This window comes from Streptomyces candidus, assembly GCF_014207445.1.
Taxonomy (GTDB): Bacteria; Actinomycetota; Actinomycetes; order Streptomycetales; family Streptomycetaceae; genus Streptomyces; species Streptomyces candidus.
On record NZ_JACHEM010000004.1, the window covers coordinates 368,973 to 391,677 of the forward strand.

A 22,705-nucleotide genomic window follows, 5' to 3' on the forward strand; every position below is an offset into this window, starting at 1 on the left:
GAGATGGATCACAGAACCGGGAGTGGCAGAGGTGCTGGAAGAGGTGGAGCGCTGGCTGCGCACGCGGTCGTGGGCGGCTGCCGACCGCCCGCTGGAGCGGCTGCTCGCCGCGAAGGCGGCCCGCGGCACCACCGTCAGCGTCGTCCTGCCCGCGCTCGACGAGGAGGCGACGGTCGGGGCGATCGTGGCCGCGATCCGCCGCGACCTGATGGGGCCGCGCACCCCTCTGGTGGACGAACTGGTCGTGATCGACTCCGGCTCCACGGACGGTACGGCGCGGGCGGCGGCCGACGCCGGGGCCCGGGTCGTCCACCGGGACGACGTCCTGCCACGCCTCCCGGCCGTGCCGGGCAAGGGCGAGGTGCTGTGGCGCTCCCTGCTGGTCACCGGCGGCGACGTCGTCTGTTTCGTGGACGCGGACCTGCGGGACTTCGACGCGTCGTTCGTGTCGGGGATCGTCGGCCCGCTGCTCACCGAACCCGACGTGCAGTTCGTCAAGGCGACGTACGACCGCCCGCTGGACGGGGCGGCCGGCCAGGGCGGCCGGGTCACCGAGCTGATGGCCCGCCCGCTGCTCAACCTGCACTGGCCGCTGCTGGCCGGTTTCGTCCAGCCGCTGGGCGGCGAGTACGCGGTCCGCCGCTCTCTCCTGGAGCGCCTGCCCTTCCCCGTCGGGTACGGGGTCGAGATCGGACTCCTCATCGACTCGCTGCACACCGTCGGCCTCGACGCTCTCGCCCAGGTCGACGTGGGCGTCCGCGTCCACCGCCACCAGGACGGCCAGGCACTGGGCCGGATGGCCGCCGCCATCTACCGCACCGCGCAGCTGCGTCTCTCGCGGGGCCACCTGATACGCCCGTCGCTGACCCAGTTCGAACGGGCGGACGGCGCCTTCGTCCCCCGCACCCATCCCGTGGACGCGGAGGAGCGGCCGCCGATGCGGGAGATCGCCGAGTACGAGGCGCGGCATGCGGCGTAATCGCGGCCTGGCTGGCGTGGCGCGACCGCACCCGTCACGCTCCGTGTCCGATGGTCGCCCCATGCGACTCCTGCGCCCCCTCCGCACGTCCGGTGTCCTCCTCGCCGCCACCGCGCTGGTGGCCGCCGGGCCGAGCGCGTCCGCCCACGAGCCGGGGGCTCCCGGGCATCCGGCCCGCAGCGACTCCGACCGCCGGGAGCTGTGGCTGGCCACCGGGGGCACGGCGGCCCTCGCGGGCCTCGGCGTGCTGGGCGTGGCGTCCGTGCGGAGCCGGCGCAGGCAGTGCACACGGCGGGCGGAGTGCCGTACGCACGTTTGAGGGGAAGCTTTACCGGCTAGGTTTCGCCACATGACCTCCGCGCACGACCATGCCCAGACCCACAAGGCCCAGATCCTCGTCGCGTCCAACCGCGGCCCGGTGTCGTACACCCTCGGTGACGACGGCGAGCTGACCGCCAAGCGCGGCGGCGGCGGCCTGGTCTCCGGGCTCTCCGCCATCGGCCCGGACGCGGACGCGCTGTGGGTGTGCTCGGCGCTCGGGGAGGGCGACCGGGAGGCGGTGCGGCGCGGTGTCGGCGAGCCGGGCGTACGGATGCTGGACATCGACGCGGACACCCACGCGGCCGCGTACAACGGCATCTCCAACTCGGTCCTGTGGTTCGTCCACCACATGCTGTACCAGACCCCGCTGGAGCCGGTCTTCGACGCCGCATTCCGGGAGCAGTGGGCGGCCTACGAGGCGTACAACCGGGCTTTCGCCGAGGCGCTCGCCGAGTCGGCGGCGGAGGGTGCGGCGGTCCTCATCCAGGACTACCACCTGTGCCTGGCCCCCGGCATGCTCCGCGCGCTCCGCCCCGACCTGCGCATCGGCCACTTCTCGCACACCCCGTGGGCCCCGGTCGACTACTTCCGCCTGCTCCCCGACGACATCGCCGAGCAGCTGCTGCGCGGCGTCCTGGGCGCGGACCGGGCCGCCTTCCTGACCCGGCGCTGGGCCGACGCGTTCACCGCGTGCGCGCTGGAGCACCTCGGCGAGGAGGCCCTCGACGGCAAGCGGATCGGCGTGCACGGGCTCGGCGCGGACGCCGACTTCCTGCGCGAGCGCGCGCACCGGGACGACGTGGAGGAGCGCCTGGTCTCGCTGCGCGAGCAGGTCGGCGGCGACGGCACCCGCAAGACGGTCGTACGCGTCGACCGCACCGAACTGTCGAAGAACATCGTCCGCGGCCTCCTCGCCTACGAGCACCTCCTGCACACCCGCCCCGAGTGGCGCGAGAACGTCGTACACATCGCCTTCGCTTACCCCTCCCGCCAGGACCTGGCCGTCTACCGTGAGTACACGGCGGAGGTCCAGCGCACCGCCGACCGCATCAACTCCGCGTACGGCACCCCCGCATGGACCCCGGTCGTGCTCCACGTCAAGGACGACTTCGCCCGCTCGCTGGCCGCGTACCGGCTCGCCGACGTGGCCCTGGTCAACCCGATCCGCGACGGCATGAACCTGGTCGCCAAGGAGATCCCGGTCGTCTCGGACGAGGGCTGCGCACTGGTCCTGTCCCGCGAGGCCGGCGCGTTCGAGGAACTCGGCGACGACGCGATCACCGTCAACCCGTACGACGTGACGGGCACGGCGGACGCCCTCCACGAGGCGCTCTCCATGGGCGCGGACGACCGCGACCACCGCACGAAGCGCCTCGCGGCGGCGGCGACGGCACTGCCCCCGCAGAAGTGGTTCCTGGAACAGCTGGAAGCCCTGCGCTCGTGAACTCCCGTGCTCCAGAAAGCTGTTGAGGCGCGTGTGACCGCGCGGCGAGGGAACCCGGCCCCCTGGGAGGGGAGTCACCGGCTTCCTCACGCGGAGCGCGCCGCAGGCGGTCCGCATCCCGGCGATGGTGGCGGTCGGGGCGCTCGGAATCTTCGCCTGGGCGTACTTCCACCACCGCACGGAGGCGCACAGCGACGGGTGACGGCGCCCGGCGGAACGGAGGGGCCGAGAGGGCCTGCCGGACAGGGTGTCACGGGTACAACGCCGAAGGCCCCGGGACTCTGACGAGTTCCGGGGCCTTCGGTCCTGCGAGTAGCGGGGACAGGATTTGAACCTGCGACCTCTGGGTTATGAGCCCAGCGAGCTACCGAGCTGCTCCACCCCGCGTCGGTGAACACGACACTACGGGGTTTCGTCCGCGGTGGGAAATCGGTTCACGGCCGGCGCCCTCGCGCGGTCACCCGACAGCGCCGCGCAGCACCGGACGGAGCCGGGTCCGGGCCTCCGCCGACGGTGCCGATACCCTCAGCCGGCACCTGCCCACTCCGCCCCGCACGGGAGACCACGCGTCATGCTCAAGGGATTCATCGCCGCCTTCACGACAAGCCACTTCTTCGGCCTCGGCGACCAGCCCTGGTGGGTACGCGTGCTCGTGACCGCCGCCACCCTCGCCGCACTGTGCCTGGCCGTCGAAGGTGTGCGCCGTCTGCTCAACCGCCGCAAGACCGCGCGGGCTTAGGCGCGGCCGTCCGGCGAGGCGCCCAACGCATCCGCCAACGCCCCCAGCAGGCCGGCGATTTCGGCCGGACCGTCCAGCAACAGGTCCGCCCTGCTTCCCAGTTCGGGTACGGCCGTACCGCTGCACACCAGCAGGCCGGGTACCCCCTCGGAGCGGAGCTTCTCCACGGCGCCGTACGCCGGGAGGTCTCCCAGGTCGTCGCCCGCGTACAGCACGGACGTCGCGCCGACCTCGTGCACGAGGTCGGTGAGAGCGACGCCCTTGTCGATGCCCGGGGGCCTGAGCTCCAGGACCATGCGTCCCGGTTCGACGATCAGGCCGTGGCGGACGGCCAGCTCGGTGAGGGGCCCGCGCAACGCGTCGAAGGCCGCCTGCGGATCGGAGGCGCGCCGGGTGTGGACGGCGACGGCCTGCCCCTTCTCCTCCACCCAGGTGCCGCGCCATGCGCCGTGCGTGTCGAGCACGCCGGGCAGCTCGGCGCGGACCGCGGCGATACCGGGGTGCGGGGCGGGAGCCCGGACGGTGCCGGTCGCGGCGTCCCAGCGTTCCGCTCCGTAGTGGCCGAGGACGGTGAGGTGGTCGAGGCCGGGAACCTGGGCGAAGCCGCCGTACCGTACGGCGACGGCTGCCGGGCGGCCGGTGACGATGGCCACTGCCGCCACGCGCGGGGCGAGGGCGGCGAGCGCGGGCACGGCATCGGCGTGCGCGCGGGCCTGCTCGGGGTCCGCGACGATGTCGGCGAGCGTGCCGTCGAAGTCGAGGGCGACGAGGGAGCGGCGGGGCGCCGCCAGAATCGCGGCGAGGCCGTCGCGCCCGGCGGGCGTGGACGGTTCCGGTACGGCGAAAGTGTCCATGCGCCGACCCTACCGGGGCCCTCCCGAAAGGGGCCGCTAAGGGTCGGCGGAGGTCTCAGCGGCGCGCTCGCCTCTCATCGCGGATCCGCCGCAGGCGGTTGACCGTGACCGGGTCGTGCGCGACGGCCCGCGCATCGTCCAGCAACGCGTTCAGCAACTGGTAGTAGCGCGTGGGCGAGATGCCGAGCTGCTCGCGGACGGCCCGTTCCTTGGCCCCCGGCCCGGCCCAGCCCTGCCGCTCGACGCCCAGCACGGCCAGCTCCCGCGCCGAGAGGCCCGAGGGCTCCGGCCCCTCGGCGGCGCCGGGTCCTTCGTGCGGCTCGGGCGCCGCCGCTCCGTACGGCTCGGGCCCGTTGCCGAACGGCTCAGGCCCGGCGCCGGGCCGCTCGGCGCCGGGCCGCTCGGCGCCGGGCCGATGCTCGGGCTCGATGCCGCGCCGCCCGGGCTCGGCGCCGGGCCGCTCCGGCGCCTCTTCGTTCGGCTCAGGCACGTCCATGCCTCCCAGCCTATTGCTGCGCGCTGTCCACTGCCGCCGCCTCCCGCGACAGCGCTCCCAGCACGCCGCCGGGCGTGTTGCCGGGCTCGACGGCCGCGCCGATCTCCTGCTTGATGTTCTCGCTGACCTTCGCCCAGGACGTCTTGCCCACCGGGTAGAGCTTCGCGGTCGGCATCGCGTCGAGGAACTTGCGGGTCTTCTGGTGCTTGCTGTCGGCCAGCATCTTGTCGGTCGCGGTGAGGGTGACCGGCTGGAGGTCGAATTCGTCGGCGAAGGCCAGCACGTTGGCGTCCTCGTAGGCGAAGTCGAGGAACTTGCCGATCTCCTTGCGGTGACCGTTCTGCTTGAAGCCCATCATCCAGTCGGCGACGCCCATCGCGGACCGCTGCTTGCCGTCCTTGGTGGGCAGGGGCACCATCTCGTACTCGACGCCGTTCTTCTCGGCCTGCTGCATCAGCGACGGGTGGCCGTTGAGCATGCCGACCTCGCCCTTCGCGAAGGCCGCGAAGGCCTCCTTGCGGTTGAGTTTGCCGGGGGCGACGGGGCCGGTCAGGCCGGGGCCGACCAGCTTGTCCTTGAGGAACGTGAAGGCACCGATGTTGTCGGCGGAGTTGATCGAGTACGCGCCGATGTCGTCGGTGTAGCCGGAACCGGCGGCCAGCATCCAGTTCATGGTCTCGGCCTGTGCCTCCTCCGGACCGAGCGGAAGCGCGAACGGGTACTTCACGCCTTCCTCCTTGAGCGTCTTCGCGTCGGCGGCGAGGGCGTCCCAGGTCTTCGGGGCGGAGTCGATGCCGGCCTTCTCGAAGAGGTCCTTGTTGTAGAACATCAGGCGGGTGCTGCCGACGAAGGGCATGCCGTACTGCATGCGGTCGACCTCGCCCGCCTTGGCGAGAGGAGCCAGGAAGTTGGCCTGGGTGGGGATCGAGACCATTTCCTCGACGGCGTAGAGCTTGCCGTCGGCGACGTAGTCGGCGTAGGCGCCGATCTGGGCGATGTCGGGGGCCTTGCCTGCCTCGACCATCTCGGCGACCTTGCGGTCCACGTCGTTCCACGAGTGGATCGAGACGTCCACCTTGACGCCCGGGTTCTTCGTCTCGAATTCGCGGGCGAGGTTGTTCCAGTACTTCTTGGTGCCGTCGCCGCCGTCGATGTTGTAGTCGGCGGCGACGAACTTCAGCGTCACCTCGTCGGAGCCGCCGATACCGAGACTGCCGCAGCCCGCGACGGTCGTTGCCACAGCAAGCGCGGCTATCGCCGCGGTCAGACCCAAGTAGCGCCGCTGCACAGCCCGTTCCACCCTCTGATGCTCATTTGTCTGCCCGTTTTGCGCCAGTGTGTACGGCACCCTCGTGAGGCCCGCGCATCCTACCGACACCCTTGTCCGCATGAGTTGCGATGAGTTGTGATTTTCCCTCACACACGACTACCCGGTCTACACCACTTGGGTATCTCTTACGCAACACCTTCCGCAAATCCCGTAAGGGCTGCTAAGCAGGGCGGCGTCAAGGTCAACAACGCCGTCCACGTTCCCGAGGAGCCGTCGCGCATGTCCCGTACCTCAGTTGAGATTGCCACCCAGCCGACCTGCTGGCGGCGCGCCGCCGAGTACGCGACCGACTTCGAGGGCCTTCCCCTGCCTGGTGAACGCGTTGCCGTCACCGGCTGCGGCACGTCGTGGTTCATGGCGATGGCGTACGCGGCACTGCGCGAGGCGGCGGGCCAGGGCGAGACGGACGCGTTCGCGTCCTCCGAGTTCCCGGTCGGCCGCTCCTACGACCGTGTGGTGGCAATCACGCGCTCCGGCACCACGAGCGAGGTGCTGGCGCTGCTCGCGGAGGTACGGGGGAAGGTCCCCACTCTCGCCCTCACCGGCGACCCGAAGACTCCGGTCATGGACGCGGCCGACACGATCGCCGTCCTCGACTGGGCCGACGAGGAATCCGTCGTGCAGACCCGGTTCGCGACGACCGCGCTCGCCTTCCTGCGCGCGGGACTCGAACGCACGGGCCCTCTCGCGCCCGGCGTGAAGACCGTGACCGCGGCCGCCGTCGACGCCGAACTCGCCGTGACCGAGCCCCTCCCGGAGTCCGTCACCTCCGCCGAACAGTGGACGTTCCTCGGGCGTGGCTGGACGTACGGGCTGGCCCAGGAGGCCGGTCTGAAGATGCGCGAGGCGGCCGGCGCGTGGACGGAGTCCTACCCGGCCATGGAATACCGCCACGGCCCCATCTCGATCACCGGTCCTGGCCGGGTGACCTGGGTGTTCGGCCCCCTCCCGGAGGGCCTCGCGGGCGATGTCACGAACGTCGGCGGCACGCTCGTCACCCACGCGGGCGCCGACCCGATGGCCGACCTGATCCGCGCCCAGCGCCTGGCGGTCGTCCTCGCCGAGTCCAAGGGCTACGACCCCGACCACCCCCGCAACCTCTCCCGCAGCGTCATCCTCGCCTGACTCCGCCCGCAGCCCCTTGGGCGGGACCGCCCTCTACGCCAGCCCCCTTGCGCGGCGCGGCCGCCCTCTACGCCAGCCCCCCTCGGGCGGCGGGGCCGCCCTCTACATCAGCTTCCCTTGGGCGGGGCCCCCTCTACATCAGCTTCCCTTGGGCGGCGGGGCCGCCCCTCGGGGGCGGGACGGGCGGGCAAGGGGGCGGCCCCCACCGGACGGTGCGCCCCCGCCCTGCGCCCCGCTACCCCCGAGCGCCCCACGCCCGCCACCCCCCGTACGCCCCACGCCCCGCCGCCCGGCCGTACGCCCCGCCACCCCCGAACGCCCCCGTACGCCCCCCAGCCCCCGACCCGCCCCCCAGTGGACTAGACCTATCCGAGGTCGACGCGCGACACTACCCCCGTGAAACACGTCATCGCCCTCGATGTAGGCGGCACCGGCATGAAAGCCGCCCTGGTCGCCCCCAACGGCACCCTCCTCCACGAGGCCCGCCGCCCCACCGGCCGGGACCGCGGTCCGGAAGCCGTCGTCGAGTCGATCCTCGCCTTCGCCGAAGACCTCCGCACCCACGGCGAGGAGCACTTCGGCGAGAGCGCCTCGGCCGCCGGTGTAGCGGTCCCGGGCATCGTCGACGCCGAGCACGGCATCGCCGTCTACGCCGCCAACCTCGGCTGGCGCGACGTCCCGATGCGCACCCTCCTCGGCGAACGGCTCGGCGGCATCCCGGTCGCCCTGGGCCACGACGTCCGCACCGGCGGCCTCGCCGAGGGCCGGGTCGGCGCGGCCCAGGACGCCGATCGCTTCCTCTTCGTCGCCCTGGGCACGGGCATCGCGGGCGCCATCGGGATCGCCGGCGCGATCGAAGCGGGCGCCCATGGCAGCGCCGGCGAGATCGGCCACATCGTGGTGCGCCCCGGCGGCGTGGCCTGCGGCTGCGGCCAGCGCGGCTGCCTGGAGCGCTACGCCTCGGCCTCCGCCGTCTCCCAGGCCTGGGCGGACGCCTCCGGCGACCCCACCGCGGACGCGGCGGACTGCGCCAGGGCCGTCGAGAACGGCGACCCCACGGCCCACGCGGTCTGGCACGAGGCGGTGGACTCCCTCGCCGACGGGCTCGTCACCGCCCTCACCCTGCTCGACCCCCACACCCTCATCGTGGGTGGCGGGCTGGCCGAGGCCGGTGAAACCCTGTTCGTACCGCTGCGTGCGGCGGTCGCGGAACGCGTCACGTTCCAGCGGCTCCCCACGATCGTGCCCGCCGCGCTCGGCGACACGGCGGGCTGTCTGGGCGCGGGCCTCCTCGCCTGGGACCTCCTCGCCACGTACAACAACAGCACCGCCAACAACGACACCCGCACCACCAGCAACCGCACCGCCGACACCAGCACCACCCCGCTCGCGCCCGGCACCCCCATTCCCCGCACCCCCCACCCCATGCGCACCGACGACATGGACACCACGGAGGTAACCGACCGATGACCACCCACCAGGTCCAGGTCCTGTCCGGCGCCCAGGTGGTGCTCCCCACCGGCACCGTCGACGGCGGCCGGGTCATCGTCGACGGTACGAAGATCGCGGGAGCGCTCCCCGGCACCGCGGCCTCCGCCTCCGCCCCCGCCCACCACACCCTTGACCTTTCCGGTCACTGGATCGTCCCCGGCTTCGTCGACATGCACGTGCACGGCGGCGGCGGCGCGTCCTTCACCTCCGGTACGGCGGAGGAGGTGCTCCAGGCGGTCGCCACCCACCGCGCGCACGGCACGACCACGATGGTCGCCTCCACCGTCACCGAGGAGATGGACGTCCTCGCCTCCCGTGCGGCCCTCCTCGCCGAACTGGTCCAACAGGGCGACCTGGCCGGAATCCACTTCGAGGGGCCGTTCATCTCCCCCTGCCGCAAGGGCGCGCACAGCGAGTCCCTGCTCCGCGACCCGGACCCGGCGGACGTGCGCAAACTGATGGACGCGGCGCACGGCACGGCCAAGATGTTCACCCTGGCGACGGAGATGCCGGGCGGCCTGGACTCCGTACGCCTGCTCGCCGAGAACGGTGTGCTCGCCGCCGTCGGCCACACGGACGCCACGTACGAGCAGACCGTGGCCGCCATCGACGCGGGCGCCACCGTCGCGACCCACCTCTACAACGCGATGCCCGCCGTCGGCCACCGCGCCCCCGGCCCGATCGTCGCGCTCCTGGAGGACGAGCGGGTCACCGTCGAGCTGATCAACGACGGCACGCACCTGCACCCCGGTGCCTTCCGGTTCGCGTACCACCACGCGGGCGCGGCGCGCGTCGCGATGATCACCGACGCGATGGACGCGGCGGGCTTCGGCGACGGTTTCTACGACCTCGGGCCGCTCGCGGTCGAGGTGCGCGAGGGTGTGGCCAGGCTGGTCGAGGGGGGATCGATCGCGGGCTCCACGCTCACCCTGGACAAGGCGTTCCGCCGTTCGGTCACGATCGACGGGCTGTCCGTCGAGGACGCCGTGCGGTCGCTGTCCGCCAACCCCGCCCGTCTCCTCGGCGTCGACGACAGGGTCGGCTCCCTGGAGCCCGGCAAGGACGCGGACCTGGTCGTCCTGGACGCGGACTTCGCGGTCAAGGGCGTGATGCGCAGGGGCGCTTGGGTTCTGGACCCCCAAGTCGGCTGACCTCTCGCCGAATTCGCCCCGAATCGAAGGGAAGTGACCGGCCCGTCCCCCTGGGCCGGTCTCCTTCTCTTTGGCATGATCACCATGGCAGGCACATGAGAAAGTGCTTTCTCAGCAGGCGTCCGGCAACGCTACGGGGGTGAACGCGGGTCATGAGCATGATCCTGACGGTCACGCTGAACACCGCTCTCGACCTCACCCACCACGTTCCGCAACTCGTCCCCCATGCCTCGCACCGCGTCACGTCCGTCACGGAGCGTCCGGGCGGCAAGGGCCTCAACGTGGCGCGGGTCCTGGCCGCGCTCGGCCACCAGACGGTCGTCACCGGCTTCGTCGGCGGCGCGACGGGGGCCGTCGTCCGGGACCTGCTCGTGTCGGAGTCCCCCACCGACGCGCTGATCCCCATCGCCGGAAACACCCGCCGCACCCTCGCCGTCGTCGACGCGTCCACCGGCGACACCACCCAGTTCAACGAACCGGGCCCGGCCGTCACCCCCGCCGAGTGGCAGACGTTCCTCTCCTCGTACGGCGAACTCCTGGGCGGGGCACGGGCGGTGGCCCTCTGCGGCAGCCTGCCGCCGGGCATCCACGTCGGCGCGTACGCCGACCTGGTCCGCCGCGCCCGGGCGGCCGGTGTCCCCGTCCTGCTCGACACCAGCGGAGAACCCCTGCGCCGGGGCGTCGCCGCCCGCCCCGACGTCATCAAGCCCAACGCGGACGAGCTGGCCCGGCTCACCGGCTCCCGCGACGCGTCGACCGCGTCGGCGGACGCCCGCCGCAAGGGGGCGCGCGCGGTCGTCGCCTCGCTGGGCCCGGACGGGCTCCTCGCCACGACGGACGAGGGCCGCTGGCAGGCCGCGCCTCCCGCGCCCGTCCGGGGAAATCCCACCGGCGCGGGCGATTCGGCGGTGGCCGGCCTCCTCTGCGGCCTGGTCACGGGCCTCTCGTGGCCCGACCGGCTCGCGTTGGCGGTGGCTCTCTCGGCGGCAACGGTCGCCGCTCCGGCGGCGGGCGAGTTCGACCGGGCGACGTACGAGTCCCTGCTCCCCCGGGTCGAGGTCACCTCACCCGCGAGCGGCAGCGCACCCCGGTGAGTCCCACCCCGCCCCCGAGCACCAGAACAGGGAAGCCGACATGCCCCTAGTCCCCACCGGTGAACTCGTAGCCGCCGTCACCGGCTCCGCCTCCACCGCACTCGCCGCCTTCAACGTCATCTCCCTGGAACACGCCGAGGCGATCGCCGCCGGAGCCGAGCAGGCCGGCTCCCCCGCCGTGCTCCAGATCTCCGAGAACGCCGTCAGGTTCCACGGCGGCGATCTCCTCGCCCTCGCCTCCGCCACGGCCGCCGTCGCCCGCGCCTCCTCCGCCCCTCTCTCCCTGCACCTCGATCACGTCGTCTCGGTCGGCCTGCTGCACGCGGCCCACGAGGCCGGGTTCAGCTCCGTGATGTTCGACGCGTCGAAACTGGACTACGACGACAACGTGAGGGCGACCGCCGCGGCCGTCCGCTGGGGCCACGAGCGGGACATCTGGATCGAGGCCGAACTCGGCGAGGTCGGCGGCAAGGACGGGGAGTCTCCACTGGACGCCCACGCGCCGGGGGTGAGGACCGACCCCCAGGAAGCCGCCACTTACGTCGCGGACACCGGCGTCGACGCCCTCGCCGTCGCGGTCGGCTCCTCGCACGCCATGACCGAGCGCACCGCCACCCTGGACCACGCGCTGATCGCCGCCCTCCGGGAGGCGGTCCCGGTCCCGCTCGTCCTGCACGGCTCCTCGGGCGTCCCGGACGACGAGATCCGCCGTGCCGTCGCCGCCGGCATGGTCAAGATCAACGTCGGCACGGCCCTCAACACGGCCTTCACAGGGGCCGTACGGGCCTACCTGGACGCCCACCCCTCGGTCGTCGACCCCCGCAAGTACCTCGCGCCGGGCCGTGACGCGATGGCGGCGACGGTGGCCCGCTTCCTGGCCACCGTCGGCTGACGGACGGGCAGCAGACGGGGGTACGCGAAGGCCCCCGCCGGCCAACTGCCGACGGGGGCCGCGCGCTTCGCCCGAGCCGGGCGAAGCGCGCCGTCTAGGAGTTCTTGTGACCGGCGCTCAGGCCCACCCGGTCGAGGTTGGCCTCGCAGCCCTGCGGGCACGAGATCACGAAGGTGTTGTCGCCCTCCTTGAGGTTCACGTAGGAGTAGGTGTTGCTCCACCCCTTCTCCCAGTCGCCCTCCGGCGAGTTGCCGTAGTTCTTCATGGCCACGCCGGTCGCGTGCGGCTTCCCGTTGACCGTCAGCTCGGCCTTGGCGTCCTTGCCCGGGATGCCGTAGTCGACGGACAGCGTGTACGGGCCCGCCTCCGGCACCTTGACCGTCCACGTCGCCGTCGAGCCGGGCTTCGACAGCGGCACGTACGCCCCGCTGTCCGACTTCGCGCCCGGAATCGTCTTGTCGGTGGTCATCCCGGTGGCGAGCTGCAGCGCTCCCGCCTGCACCGTCGGCAGCTCCACCGGCGGCTTGGCGTCCTGCGTCGGCTTCGTGGTGGGCGAGGGCTCCTGGGTCTGCTGCTGACCGCCCGAACCGCCGGTGTTGGCGCCGCCCGCCTGGGCGCCCTTGTCGTCGCCCTCCTTGCCGAAGTACAGCGCCGCGCCGATGCCGAGCACCACGGCGGCGACCACCGCGAGCGCGCCGATCAGCAGACCGCGCGTGTTCGGACCGCGTCCGCGTCCGCCGCGACCGCCGTGCCCGCCCAGCCCGCCGTCTGCGAAGTGGGCGGCCGGGCGTGCGGGAGGCGCACCGCCGGGCTGCGTCTCGGGGGCCGCGTAGTGCGCGTGGGGCTGCCCGTACTGCTGCCGGCCGGCCTCGCCCGCGTACCCCTGCTGCTGCGGGAACGCCTGCGTGGCCTGCTGTCCGCCATGCGTCTGCTGGCCCTGCTGGTGGCCGCCGTACGTGCGTTCGCCGACTGCTCTCACCTGGTTGTACGACGTCCTGGGGACCCCGCGCTGCGAGCTCGGGCCCGGGTAGCCGTAGCCGCCGCCCGAGTGTGGCGGCTGCGCGCCTGCCGCGCGTCCGTCCTCGTAGAGGTAGCCGAACGGATCGTCGTCCTCGGGTGTGCTCGTGCCGTTGCTCCCGGCCGTCATCCCAGCGTCACTCCTCACCATGTTCGCCAGCGTCGCCGACCGGGCGAGCCTACCCGCTGTGGGCGAACCGCCTTGGGGACATGGGTCACATCGAGGAGTACGGAGGGTTTATCCGGCCCGCCGGTGCACCCTGGACTGGACCTTCGAACGCGACCGCTTCTCGATGTACATGCGCTGGTCTGCGGATTGCAGCACCTCGTCGACGGTCATCCCGCACGCCGCCCAGCCGATGCCGAAGCTGGCTCCGACCCGTACCGCGCGTCCGTCCACCCGGATCGGCGGAATGATCGCGTTACGGAGGCGGACGGCCAGGTCTGCGGCGTCCGCGCTGCCCAACCCGTCGGCCAGGACGACGAATTCGTCACCGCCGAGCCGAGCCACGGTGTCACCGTCCCGTACACACGTGGTCAGGCGTCGTGCCACTTCGATCAGCACCGTGTCACCGGCCTGGTGTCCGAACCGGTCGTTGATGGACTTGAAGCCGTCCAGGTCGCAGAACAGGACCGCCAGCCCCTTCGTCCCGTCGTCGATCGGAACGCCGCCCTCGGTGACGCCCTCCTGTGGTGCGACGGTGTGCACGTGGTGCTCGTAGAAGCCGGGCTCGCCCTCGCCCATCGGGTCGCCGTAGAACCCGTCGTCGTACGTGGCGACACCGTCGTACGTCACGCCGTCGTCGTACGCCCCGTCATAGGCGGCGTCCAGGGCCTCCACGGCGGTGGCGCGCACGGCGTGCGGCCTGCGGCACAGCCGGGCGCTCAACCGCGCGCGGAGTTCGGCGCTGTTGGGCAGGCCGGTGAGGGAGTCGTGGGACGCGCGGTGCGCCAGGTGCAGCTCGTGCCGCTTGCGCTCCTCGATGTCCTCGACGTGGGTGAGCAGGAAGCGGGGGCCGTCGGCGGTGTCGGCGACGACGGAGTTGCGCAGCGAGACCCACACGAAGCTGCCGTCGCGGCGCTGGAGGCGCAGTTCGGCCCGCCCGCCCTCGGCGGAGGTGCGCAGCAGTGTGCCGACGTCCTCGTGGTGGACGAGGTCGGCGAAGGAGTAGCGGCGCATCGCGGAGGCGGGACGGCCCAGCAGTCGGCACAGGGCGTCGTTGGTGCGCAGGAGGCGGCCGTGCTGGTCGCCGCCCATTTCGGCGATGGCCATGCCGGAGGGGGCGTACTCGAAGGCCTGCCGGAAGGATTCCTCGCTGGCGCGCAGGGCCTGCTGCTCGCGTTCCAGGCGTACCAGGGCGCGCTGCATGTTGGAGCGCAGGCGGGCGTTGATGATGGCGATGGCGGCCTGGGAGGCGTACATCGTGAGCGCTTCCTGCGCCCAGGCGCCGGGGCGGCGTCCGCCGCGCGGCCGGTCGACCGAGATGACGCCGATCAGCTCGCCCTCGCCGCCGGACGCGTACATCGGCGCGTACAGGCGGTCGCCGGGGTGCCATTCGTCGGCGAAGCGCGGGTCGGGGCCCTCGGTGTGCCACTGCGGCACGTCGTCCTCGACCAGCACCCACCCCTCGTGGTGCGGGATGAAGTGGAGGTCTCCCCACCGCTCGCCCATGGCCAGCCGCCGCTCCCAGGAGGAACGGGAACCGGCCCTGCCGGTGATCAGGGCCTCGGCCGCGCTGTTGCCCGCGAAGGCGGCGACGACGAGGTCGCCGTCGGGGCGTACGAGGTTCACGCACGCCAGTTCGTAACCGAGACCGGCGACTATGCCGTCCGCGACGGCCTGCACGGTGTCCGACAGACTTCGCGCGGTGTTGAGGTCAGCGACCACCCGGTGCAGTTGCCGCAGGGTCGCAAGACGGACGTACGGCTCCGACTCGGCCTCCATGACCCGCTCCCCGAGACCTCGACAGCAACGACAGCAACTCCAGGCTTCTCATCGTCCGATTGCCACGGCCACTGAATCACAGCGCGCTGCCCTCCCGGTACACAGGGTCAACAATATCTCCATTCTGTGACTCAAGTCACAAAGTACATCCGGAAGTTGACCTTGCGAAGTGGAAAGCGCTTCCGGACTGGCCACAGCCGCCGATTGGCCGGAAACACACGGCGAGCGGAAGGTGCGGCGCGGTATGTCGGCCATGCGACCTAGGTCGCGTCTGGTCCCTGTGCCCGATGTGCCGGGTCATGATCCCGCCTACCGTTGATCAGGTGTTGCAGACGACGGAAGCCACCCCCGAAAGCACCCTCCAGGGCCCCCTCGCTTCGCCCGCGCCGACGGCGACCCCCCATCCTGTGGGGGTGAGCAATGACGAGTTCCGCGCGGCGATGGCCCGTTTCACGGCGGGCGTGACGCTGGTGACGGCGCACGACGAGGACGGCGGCCCGCGCGGCGAGGACGTCGGCATGACCGCGACGGCCTTCATGTCCGTGTCCCTGGACCCCCCGCTGGTGATGGTCTCGGTGCGCAACGGCTCGCGCATGGACGACCTGCTCGCCGAACAGCCCCTGTGGGCGGTCTCCCTGCTGTCGGAGGGCCAGCGGCACATCGCGGGCCGCTTCGCCATGAAGGGCCGGATCAGCGACCGCCTGCTCTTCGCGGACATCCCGTGGAAGCGGGGCGAGGTCTCCGGCGCACCGCTCGTCGGCGGCGCGCTCGCCGTCGTCGAGTGCCGCACCCAGCAGCGCGTGGAGGCGGGGGACCACACCCTGGTCATCGGCCACGTCCTCGCGGTCGACCTGCCGAACGAGGACGACGGCCCCCTCGCCTACTTCCGCGGCACGTACCGCCGGCTGGGCTGACCCGCGCCGGACGGTGCGGCCGTGCTCGTCGGCCTTCTCAGCGGACGACGTCGAAGACGTTCTTCTGGAGGCCGTTGGCGTAGGCCTCGTGCTCGACGAGCTTCAGCTTCTGGGCGTCCTTGTCCGTGCCGCTGAACAGCCGCTTGCCCGCACCGAGCAGCAGCGGGAAGACGAGCAGGTGGTAGCGGTCGATCAGGCCGGCGTCGGAGAGGCCGTGGTTCAGGGACGCGCTGCCGTGCACGATGATCGGTCCGCCCTCGGTCTCCTTCAGCGCGGCGACCTCGTCGAGCGAGCGCAGGATCGTGGTCCCGCCCCAGTTCGACACCAGGTCGTCGTCGGTGAGGGTGGTGGAGACGACGTACTTGGGCATCACCTTGTAGTCCGCGAACTCCTCCATGCCGGGCCATACGGGACTGAACGCCTCGTAGCTGGTGCGGCCCATCATCAGCGCGGCGGATTCCTTCTGCTCGCGCTCCTTGATCTCGAAGGCCTCGGGCAGGAACTCGACGTGCTTGAAAGTCCATCCGGAGTTGCGGTACCCGGGCTCGCCGCCGGGGGCCTCGACGACGCCGTCGAGCGAGACGAAAGCAGTGCTGATCAGGGTGCGCATGGTGGAATCCTCGGCATCTCGTGTCCGGTTTCTCAGCAGGTACGGCCGGTGCACGCGGCCACGCCCCCCGCTCGCGGCCGCGTCGCACCCACCATGACCTAAGACCTTGGACCGCGCGGGAACTCATCGCTGTTTCCCCGGCCGATCCGCGGAACCTGCCTCGGCGGCCGTGGGTTCCGACCCGGCCCGGGGCCTCAGTGCCAGTCGCGGCCCGACCGGCCGCCCTTGGTCTGACTGCGCTGCTTCTTCTCGCGCAGCCGCCGTTCGTTGATGCCCCGTGGGATCTTCGTCGCCCGCCGCGGCCTCGGCGGCGGCGCGCTCGCCTCCGCGAGGAGCGACGCGAGGCGGACCGCGGCCGTCTCCCGGTTCCGCCACTGCGACCGGTGCTCGGAGGCGTGCACCGACACCACCCCGTCGGCCAGCCGCCCCGCCAGCCGCTCCAGCGCCCGCGCCTTCCACACCTCCGGCAGCGCGTCGGTCCTCGCGAGGTCGAAGCGCAGTTCCACTCTCGTGTCCGAGGTGTTCACGTGCTGGCCACCGGGACCCGACGACCTGGAGAAACGCCACATGAGCTCGGCCTCCGGGAGGGAGACGGAGCCACGGATGATGTAGGGCCCGGACATGCGTCCATAGTCCCTGCTCACCCCCCTCGGCGTCACTCCGGTTTCGCGCCAGCGGGCAATTGGGCAAAGAAAGTAAAGAGAACCGCGCGAAGCAGGAACTTCCTGGGGCCCTGGCCGCGTTAGATGGGTGACGGTAGCTTCGGCACTCGTACCGGAGCCCGCACATCACGAGGAAAGGGACATCCCATGGCAGTAAGCCTCAGCAAGGGTGGCAATGTTTCGCTCTCCAAGGAGGCCCCGGGCCTGACCGCCGTCACGGTCGGCCTCGGTTGGGACGTCCGCACGACCACGGGCACGGAGTTCGACCTCGACGCGTCCGCCATCGCGGTGAACCCCGAGGGCAAGGTCTACTCGGACGGCCACTTCGTCTTCTTCAACAACAAGGCGACGCCGGACCAGACCATCGTCCACACCGGTGACAACCGCAGCGGCGAGGGCGAGGGCGACGACGAGCAGATCAACGTCAACCTGGCCGGCCTGCCCGCCGACATCGACAAGATCGTCTTCCCGGTCTCGATCTACGACGCGGAAGCCCGCTCGCAGAACTTCGGCCAGGTCCGCAACGCCTTCATCCGCATCATCAACCAGGCCGGCGGCACGGAGATCGCGCGCTACGACCTGAGCGAGGACGCCGCCACCGAGACCGCCATGGTCTTCGGCGAGCTGTACCGCAACGGTGCGGAGTGGAAGTTCCGCGCGGTGGGCCAGGGTTACGCCTCGGGCCTCACCGGCATCGCCCAGGACTTCGGCGTCAACGTCTGAGGACGCACGACGCCCGCGTGACCTGACGGGTCACTGCGAAGGCCCCGCCCACCGCGCACCGCAGCGGTGGCCGGGGCCTTCGTGCGTCCGTGGGCGGCCGGCTCCCACCCGTCCCGGCGCGACCGGGTCATACCGTGTGCACCAGACGGAACCGAAACGGGTCTTCGCGGGGGCGTCTTCGGGAACACGGGGGCGGGCCGGGTGAAGGTCCGCCCGCCCTCCGGCCCCCCGCCATCGGCTGTCATCCGGCGGGAGTCGCCGGTTTGCCGTCGCCGTGCAGCCAGACCTTCCAGATGTCCGAGAGGTCCTCGTCCGTCGCGTCGTCGACGTACGCCGTGAAGTCCGCCGTGGAGGCGCTGCCGTGGCGGTGGTCGGCGGCCCAGCCCTGCACGATGCCGAGGAAGGGCTCGTCGCCGACCGCCTGCCGGATCCTGTGCAGGACCATGGCGCCGCGCTTGTACACGGGGGCGTCGGAGATGCGGCTCGGGTCCGGCGGGCTGCTGGGCGGAAAGGCCCAGTTGGCGCCGCGGGCGAACTCCCCCTCGAACCGCTTCTGCGCGCTTTCGCCCCCGTGGTCCTCCGTGTACATCCACTCCGCGTACTCCGCGAAGCCCTCGTTGAGCCACATGTCGCTCCAGGTCTTCGGCGACACCGAGTTGCCGAACCACTGGTGGGCGAGTTCGTGCAACTGTGCGGACTCGAAGCTCTCCATCCCCCCGTACACCGGCTTGGTCTGGGTCTCCAGCGCGTAGCCGACGTCGCCGTCCCGCGCGACGACCGACCCGACGGAGGAGAAGGGGTACGGCCCGAAGTTCAGGACGCACCACTCCATCATCTCCGGGATCTCGCCCCTGAGTTGTGCGCTCGGCCCGTCCATCGTCTCCTCGGCCGCCGCGTACACCGGGACCGTCCGTACCGCGTTCTCCTCGTCCGCGTCCAGTTCGGCGGGGGCCGTCGCCCGCATCACCTTGAACTTTCCCACCGCCAGCATCGCCAGATAGCTCGCCATCGGCTCACGCATGCGCCAGTCATAGGTGACACGCCCCGCCCGCACCGTCGGGGCATTCCTCAACTCCCCGTTGCTGATGGCGGTCTGGCCCTCGGGGACGGTGACCTTGATGTCGTACGTCGCCTTGTCCGACGGATGGTTGTTGCCCGGGAACCAGGTCATCGACCCCGTCGGCTGGCCGACTGCGAGGGACACCTTGCCGTCCTCGGAGCGCAGCCAGCCCTCCTGGTCGGTGTCGGCGTTGGTGATCCGGGCCGGCGTCCCGGAGTAGCGGACGACCGTCCGGAACGTCTCGCCCTTCCGCAGGTCCCGCTTCGGCCGGAGCGTCAGTTCGTTGCCGGCCCGGTTCACCGCCGCCTTCTGGCCCTCCACCGTCGCGCCGTCGACCTTCAGTCCGGCCAGGTCGAGGCTGAACGCGCTGAGTTCCTGCGTCGCCCGTGCCGTGATCTCCGCGATGCCCTTGAGCCGGTGGGCGGCCGGGTCGTAGTCCAGGTCCAGGGTGTAGTGCGAGACGTCGTAGCCTCCGTTGCCCAGCTTGGGGAAGAGCCGGTCACGCAGCCCGTGCGCACCCGGGGAACCGGTCACAGCACCGGGCGCCCCGGCCGTGCACCCGGAAGCGGCGGCCACCAGGAGAAGTGCGGCCACGGCGGAGACGACCGCACGAGCACGGGCAGGCCCGCGGCGACGGGCGCTACGGGCCGACCCATTGGTACGGAGGGCACGGGCCGACCCGTCGCTACGGAGGGCACGGGGCGACCCTGCGGTACGGAGGGCGCGGACCGGGCGGCCGACGGTACCGGGCGCAGGGACCGGTCCGACGGGACGGGCGACGCGGGAGGTACGGGTGGTGCGAGGGTTACGGGCCTCGTGGGGGCCGGCGGAGGGCATCCGGCGATCCTACGCGGCACGATCCGCCGGGGCGGGAGGCACGGGAGTCCCGCCCCCGGGCTTCCGCACCTTCCCCTCTGCGCCCCAGCCGGGCTTCTTCCCGTGTCCGTACGGAGGAGCAGTGGCCCGCTCGCTATCCCGGCCCCGGCCCCGGGCCCGGGGCGGGGCGGGGCGGGGGCGGTGCGGGAGCGATGCGACGCCTACTTCGCCAGCGAGGCCACGCCCGCCTGCGCGAACTTCTCGTCCAGGTCGCCGCTGGGCGCGCCCGCGACACCGATGCCCGCCACCGGGGCGCCCTTGACCTGCACCGGAGCGCCGCCTCCGAGGAAGAGGGTGCCGGGGATGTCCTTCAGGTTCGGGGCCTGGGCGAGCCGCTTGACCAGCTCGGAGGTGGGCGCGTTCCAGGAGACGGCGGTGTATCCCTTCTTCACGGCCGACTCGGGCGACTGCGGGCCGGCCCCGTCGCCGCGCAGGGAGACGATGGTGTTGCCGTTGCGGTCGACGACGGCGACGGAGACGCGCTGGTTCTCCTTCTTCGCCGCGTCCAGCACGGCCTCGGCGGCCTTGGTCGCGGCGGACACGGTGAGGTGGGTGGACTGCTGGAGGTTGCGGTTCGCGGTGTCGGCCTTGACGGCCGCGCGAGTCTCGGCTGCCGGGGCGGCGGCACTGGCACTCACCGCGCCGAAGGTGCCCGCGCCGAGGGCGGCGAGGACGGCGGAACCGGTGAGGACACGGGTGCGGAGGGAGAGATTGCGCATGGGGTGCTCCGTAAGTCGTCGGGTGGCCCGGGTGTTCGCCGAGGCCGGACCGGCGGGGCGCCGGTTTCGTTCTGCTTCCATGCTGGGCGCGGAACCGGCCCCGTACGGTCGGTACAGCGGCTGCCCCCGGCTACCTGTGCGGCCGATCCCCGGGTCAACCGATCGGCTGATGCGGGGATGCTCCCGGCGGGTCAGGGTGGGTACGTACGCGCTGATCAGGGGCGGTTCGTACGGTGAACGGGCAGCAGCCCCAGACCGGCGCATGCCGGACCCACACCCCCCGACCCTGCACCCCTGCACCCACACCCCGTACCCCCTGACCCACAACTCCGGACCCGACCTCCCACCCAGCCCCCTCCCTCCACGCCGGAGCGCCCCTTGCCCCAGGACGACACCCCCCGCTCCCCCGCCCCGCCGGACGATCCGGACACCCGCCGGCTCGCCCTCGTCATGCACGCGGCGTTCTTCGTCCTCCTCGGCGCTTCCCTGATCCGCTTCCTGCTGCGGCACCCCGGCGAGCCCCGCACGCCGTGGATCATCGGCCTGAGCGTCACCCTCGCCGCCCTGCACGTGCTGCTGTACGTCGTCCGCCCGGCCCGGCACGGCGACGGAACCGCCGCTTCCCACCCGCGCCTGCGCCTCGCCGTCGTTCTGCTCGTCTGGGCGCTGCTGGTCGTGCTCGCGCCGAGCTTCGCCTGGTGCGCCGTCCCCCTCTTCTACATCGCCCTGCGCACCCTCCCCACCCGTACCGCCCTCGCCCTCGTGACGCTCCTCACCGGTGTCGTCGTCACCGCCCAGCTCCAGCTCTCCACCGGCGGCCTCGACCCCACGATCGTCCTGGGCACGCCCGCCGTCGCCGCAGTGGCCGCCGCAACCTTCGTCCACATGCAGCGTCAGGCCGCACGCCAGCGCACCCTCATCGACGATCTCCTGCGCACCCGGCGCGAACTGGCCGCTACCGAGCGCCGCGAAGGAACCCTCGCCGAACGCCAGCGGCTCTCCATGGAGATCCACGACACCCTCGCCCAGGGCCTGTCCAGCCAGCAGATGCTGCTCCAGGCCGCCGACCGGATATGGGACGCGGACCCGGCGACCGCCCGGCGGCACGTCCGTACCGCCACGTCCATCGCGGAACGCAACCTCGCCGAGGCCCGCCGGTTCGTGCACGACCTCGCCCCCGCCGACCTCGCCGAGGCGGGCGCGCGCGGCGGCGGACTGGAGGAAGCCCTGCGCACGGTCGCCGCCCGCGAGGACGCCCGCTTCCGCGTCGACGGCACCGCGCCGGCCGCGCCCCTGCCGGACCGCGTCCAGAGCGCGCTGCTCCGCATCGCCCAGGGCGCCCTCGCCAACGTGCGCGAACACGCGCACGCGAGCGCCACCGCCCTCACGCTCACCTACCTGGACGATCAGGTGGTCCTCGACATCGCCGACGACGGCCGGGGCTTCGACACCCATACGCTGCCCGGCCCGACCGGTGTGCGCGGGCACGGTCTGCCCGCGATGCGCGCCCGTGTCCAGCAGCTCGGCGGCACCCTCGCCGTCGAGTCGGCGCCCGGTGAGGGCACCGTTCTGTCCGCCGCGATTCCGCTCGCCATCCCCCTGGAGCCCACCCCGTGACGACCCCCGGCCCCGTACGCGTCCTGCTCTGCGACGACCACGTGGTCGTACGGGCGGGCCTGCTCGCCCTGCTCTCCAGCGAACCGGACATCGAGGTCGTCGGCGAGGCCGGAAACGGCGAGGAGGCGGTTGCCACGGCCGCCAAACTCGGCCCCGACGTGGTCCTCATGGACCTCCAGCTCGGCGACGGCATCGACGGCGTCGAAGCCACCCGCCGCATCGCGGGCACCGGTCCGCACGTCCTCGTCCTCACCACGTACGACACGGACGCCGACATCACCCGTGCCATCGCGGCGGGTGCCACCGGGTACCTGCTGAAGGCGGAACGCCCCGAGGAACTCTTCGCCGCGATCCGCTCCGCCGCCCAGGGCCGCACGACCCTCTCCCCGCCGGTCGCCAGCCGGGTGATGGCGCAGCTGCGCGGCGCGGGCCGCCCCACCCTCACCGACCGCGAGTCGGAGATCCTCGCCCAGCTGGCCCACGGCCTCGGCAACCGCGAGATCGCCCGCGCCCTGTTCATCAGCGAGGCGACGGTCAAGACCCACCTGGGGCGCATCTACGCCAAGCTCGGAGTGGACACACGGGCGGGGGCGGTGGCGGTGGCGAAGGAACAGCGGCTGCTGCCGTGAACGCCTTACGTGCGACC

21 protein-coding genes, 1 tRNA gene and 1 pseudogene are annotated in these 22,705 nt (G+C 72.2%); 13 read left to right on the forward strand and 10 right to left on the reverse strand.

The genetic code is table 11. The features are described from left to right. The first annotated feature begins 31 nt into the window (after positions 1-31). The 3 genes from HNQ79_RS10375 (at position 32) to HNQ79_RS10385 (ending at position 2,744) form a co-directional block, all read left to right on the forward strand. On the forward strand, positions 32-979 hold the full coding sequence (locus tag HNQ79_RS10375; RefSeq protein WP_185029586.1) for a glucosyl-3-phosphoglycerate synthase: 948 nt from the start codon (positions 32-34) through the stop codon (positions 977-979). 61 nt (positions 980-1,040) lie between these two features. Further along, positions 1,041-1,298 carry a hypothetical protein gene (locus HNQ79_RS10380; RefSeq protein ID WP_185029322.1) on the forward strand — a complete coding sequence of 86 codons (258 nt, stop codon included), beginning with the start codon at positions 1,041-1,043 and terminating at the stop codon, positions 1,296-1,298. 30 nt (positions 1,299-1,328) lie between these two features. Then, positions 1,329-2,744, forward strand: a complete 1,416-nt coding sequence (locus HNQ79_RS10385; RefSeq protein ID WP_185029324.1) for an alpha,alpha-trehalose-phosphate synthase (UDP-forming) — start codon at positions 1,329-1,331, stop codon at positions 2,742-2,744. Positions 2,745-3,057: 313 nt separating this feature from the next. Here the strand turns inward: HNQ79_RS10385 and HNQ79_RS10390 are convergent. Beyond that, positions 3,058-3,131: transfer RNA gene (locus HNQ79_RS10390), tRNA-Met, on the reverse strand. A 184-nt stretch (positions 3,132-3,315) separates the two neighbouring features. Here HNQ79_RS10390 and HNQ79_RS10395 point away from each other — a divergent pair. Beyond that, positions 3,316-3,483 carry a hypothetical protein gene (locus tag HNQ79_RS10395; RefSeq protein WP_185029326.1) on the forward strand — a complete coding sequence of 56 codons (168 nt, stop codon included), beginning with the start codon at positions 3,316-3,318 and terminating at the stop codon, positions 3,481-3,483. Here HNQ79_RS10395 and otsB read toward each other — a convergent pair. The 3 genes from otsB to HNQ79_RS10410 are packed head-to-tail and all read right to left on the reverse strand — an operon-like array spanning position 3,480 to position 6,133. Next, positions 3,480-4,337 (reverse strand): trehalose-phosphatase, encoded by an 858-nt coding sequence (otsB, locus tag HNQ79_RS10400; RefSeq protein WP_185029328.1) that lies wholly within the window; start codon positions 4,335-4,337, stop codon positions 3,480-3,482. The two genes, HNQ79_RS10395 and otsB, sit on opposite strands and share 4 nt — an antisense overlap. 55 nt (positions 4,338-4,392) lie before the next feature. After that, positions 4,393-4,833, reverse strand: coding sequence for a DUF3263 domain-containing protein (locus HNQ79_RS33640; protein WP_260421561.1), 441 nt, complete (start codon positions 4,831-4,833; stop codon positions 4,393-4,395). A gap of 10 nt (positions 4,834-4,843) precedes the next feature. Next, positions 4,844-6,133 carry an ABC transporter substrate-binding protein gene (locus tag HNQ79_RS10410; protein WP_229923523.1) on the reverse strand — a complete coding sequence of 430 codons (1,290 nt, stop codon included), beginning with the start codon at positions 6,131-6,133 and terminating at the stop codon, positions 4,844-4,846. A gap of 249 nt (positions 6,134-6,382) precedes the next feature. Between HNQ79_RS10410 and HNQ79_RS10415 the strand changes: the two genes are divergently transcribed. The 5 genes and pseudogenes from HNQ79_RS10415 to HNQ79_RS10435 all read left to right on the forward strand — a co-directional run bounded on the left by HNQ79_RS10415 (position 6,383) and on the right by HNQ79_RS10435 (position 11,916). Continuing rightward, positions 6,383-7,288: an SIS domain-containing protein gene (locus HNQ79_RS10415; protein ID WP_185029331.1), complete on the forward strand. Its 906-nt coding sequence runs from the start codon at positions 6,383-6,385 to the stop codon at positions 7,286-7,288. Between the two features lie 396 nt (positions 7,289-7,684). Then, positions 7,685-8,602 (forward strand): annotated as a pseudogene (locus HNQ79_RS10420) (ROK family protein); the annotation flags it as partial. Positions 8,603-8,754: 152 nt separating this feature from the next. Then, the gene (nagA, locus tag HNQ79_RS10425) at positions 8,755-9,930 is read left to right on the forward strand and encodes an N-acetylglucosamine-6-phosphate deacetylase (protein ID WP_185029336.1); all 1,176 of its coding nucleotides are present in this window, start codon (positions 8,755-8,757) and stop codon (positions 9,928-9,930) included. Between the two features lie 158 nt (positions 9,931-10,088). Then, a complete protein-coding gene (locus tag HNQ79_RS10430; RefSeq protein ID WP_185029588.1) occupies positions 10,089-11,024 on the forward strand; it encodes a 1-phosphofructokinase family hexose kinase in 936 nt (311 codons plus the stop codon). A gap of 40 nt (positions 11,025-11,064) precedes the next feature. Next, positions 11,065-11,916, forward strand: a complete 852-nt coding sequence (locus tag HNQ79_RS10435; protein ID WP_185029338.1) for a class II fructose-bisphosphate aldolase — start codon at positions 11,065-11,067, stop codon at positions 11,914-11,916. A 94-nt stretch (positions 11,917-12,010) separates the two neighbouring features. Here the strand turns inward: HNQ79_RS10435 and HNQ79_RS10440 are convergent, their stop codons facing one another. Together HNQ79_RS10440 and cdgB are read right to left on the reverse strand one after the other, a co-directional pair. After that, positions 12,011-13,063, reverse strand: coding sequence for a carbohydrate-binding protein (locus HNQ79_RS10440; RefSeq protein WP_185029340.1), 1,053 nt, complete (start codon positions 13,061-13,063; stop codon positions 12,011-12,013). A 108-nt stretch (positions 13,064-13,171) separates the two neighbouring features. Next, positions 13,172-14,878, reverse strand: a complete 1,707-nt coding sequence (gene cdgB, locus HNQ79_RS10445) for a diguanylate cyclase CdgB (protein ID WP_185029342.1) — start codon at positions 14,876-14,878, stop codon at positions 13,172-13,174. 323 nt (positions 14,879-15,201) lie between these two features. Between cdgB and HNQ79_RS10450 the strand changes: the two genes are divergently transcribed. After that, positions 15,202-15,792 (forward strand): flavin reductase family protein, encoded by a 591-nt coding sequence (locus HNQ79_RS10450; RefSeq protein WP_373312558.1) that lies wholly within the window; start codon positions 15,202-15,204, stop codon positions 15,790-15,792. A gap of 37 nt (positions 15,793-15,829) precedes the next feature. Here the strand turns inward: HNQ79_RS10450 and HNQ79_RS10455 are convergent, their stop codons facing one another. Together HNQ79_RS10455 and arfB are read right to left on the reverse strand one after the other, a co-directional pair. Next, a complete protein-coding gene (locus tag HNQ79_RS10455) occupies positions 15,830-16,402 on the reverse strand; it encodes a dihydrofolate reductase family protein (RefSeq protein ID WP_185029347.1) in 573 nt (190 codons plus the stop codon). A 194-nt stretch (positions 16,403-16,596) separates the two neighbouring features. Beyond that, positions 16,597-17,025 carry an alternative ribosome rescue aminoacyl-tRNA hydrolase ArfB gene (gene arfB, locus HNQ79_RS10460; protein WP_185029349.1) on the reverse strand — a complete coding sequence of 143 codons (429 nt, stop codon included), beginning with the start codon at positions 17,023-17,025 and terminating at the stop codon, positions 16,597-16,599. Between the two features lie 186 nt (positions 17,026-17,211). Between arfB and HNQ79_RS10465 the strand changes: the two genes are divergently transcribed. Then, complete coding sequence (locus tag HNQ79_RS10465) at positions 17,212-17,787, forward strand: TerD family protein (RefSeq protein ID WP_185029351.1); 576 nt, start codon at positions 17,212-17,214, stop codon at positions 17,785-17,787. A gap of 241 nt (positions 17,788-18,028) precedes the next feature. Here HNQ79_RS10465 and HNQ79_RS10470 read toward each other — a convergent pair whose 3' ends face one another. Next, the gene (locus HNQ79_RS10470) at positions 18,029-19,441 is read right to left on the reverse strand and encodes a M1 family metallopeptidase (RefSeq protein ID WP_229923522.1); all 1,413 of its coding nucleotides are present in this window, start codon (positions 19,439-19,441) and stop codon (positions 18,029-18,031) included. Between the two features lie 443 nt (positions 19,442-19,884). Then, positions 19,885-20,442, reverse strand: coding sequence for a GlcG/HbpS family heme-binding protein (locus HNQ79_RS10475; RefSeq protein WP_185029355.1), 558 nt, complete (start codon positions 20,440-20,442; stop codon positions 19,885-19,887). A gap of 450 nt (positions 20,443-20,892) precedes the next feature. Here HNQ79_RS10475 and HNQ79_RS10480 point away from each other — a divergent pair, with 450 nt between their 5' ends. Together HNQ79_RS10480 and HNQ79_RS10485 are read left to right on the forward strand one after the other, a co-directional pair. Further along, entirely contained in the window at positions 20,893-22,059 is a 1,167-nt protein-coding gene (locus tag HNQ79_RS10480) for a sensor histidine kinase (RefSeq protein ID WP_185029589.1), read from the forward strand. After that, positions 22,056-22,688 (forward strand): response regulator, encoded by a 633-nt coding sequence (locus tag HNQ79_RS10485; RefSeq protein WP_185029357.1) that lies wholly within the window; start codon positions 22,056-22,058, stop codon positions 22,686-22,688. Before HNQ79_RS10480 ends, HNQ79_RS10485 begins: the two co-directional genes overlap by 4 nt. Positions 22,689-22,705 lie beyond the last annotated feature (17 nt).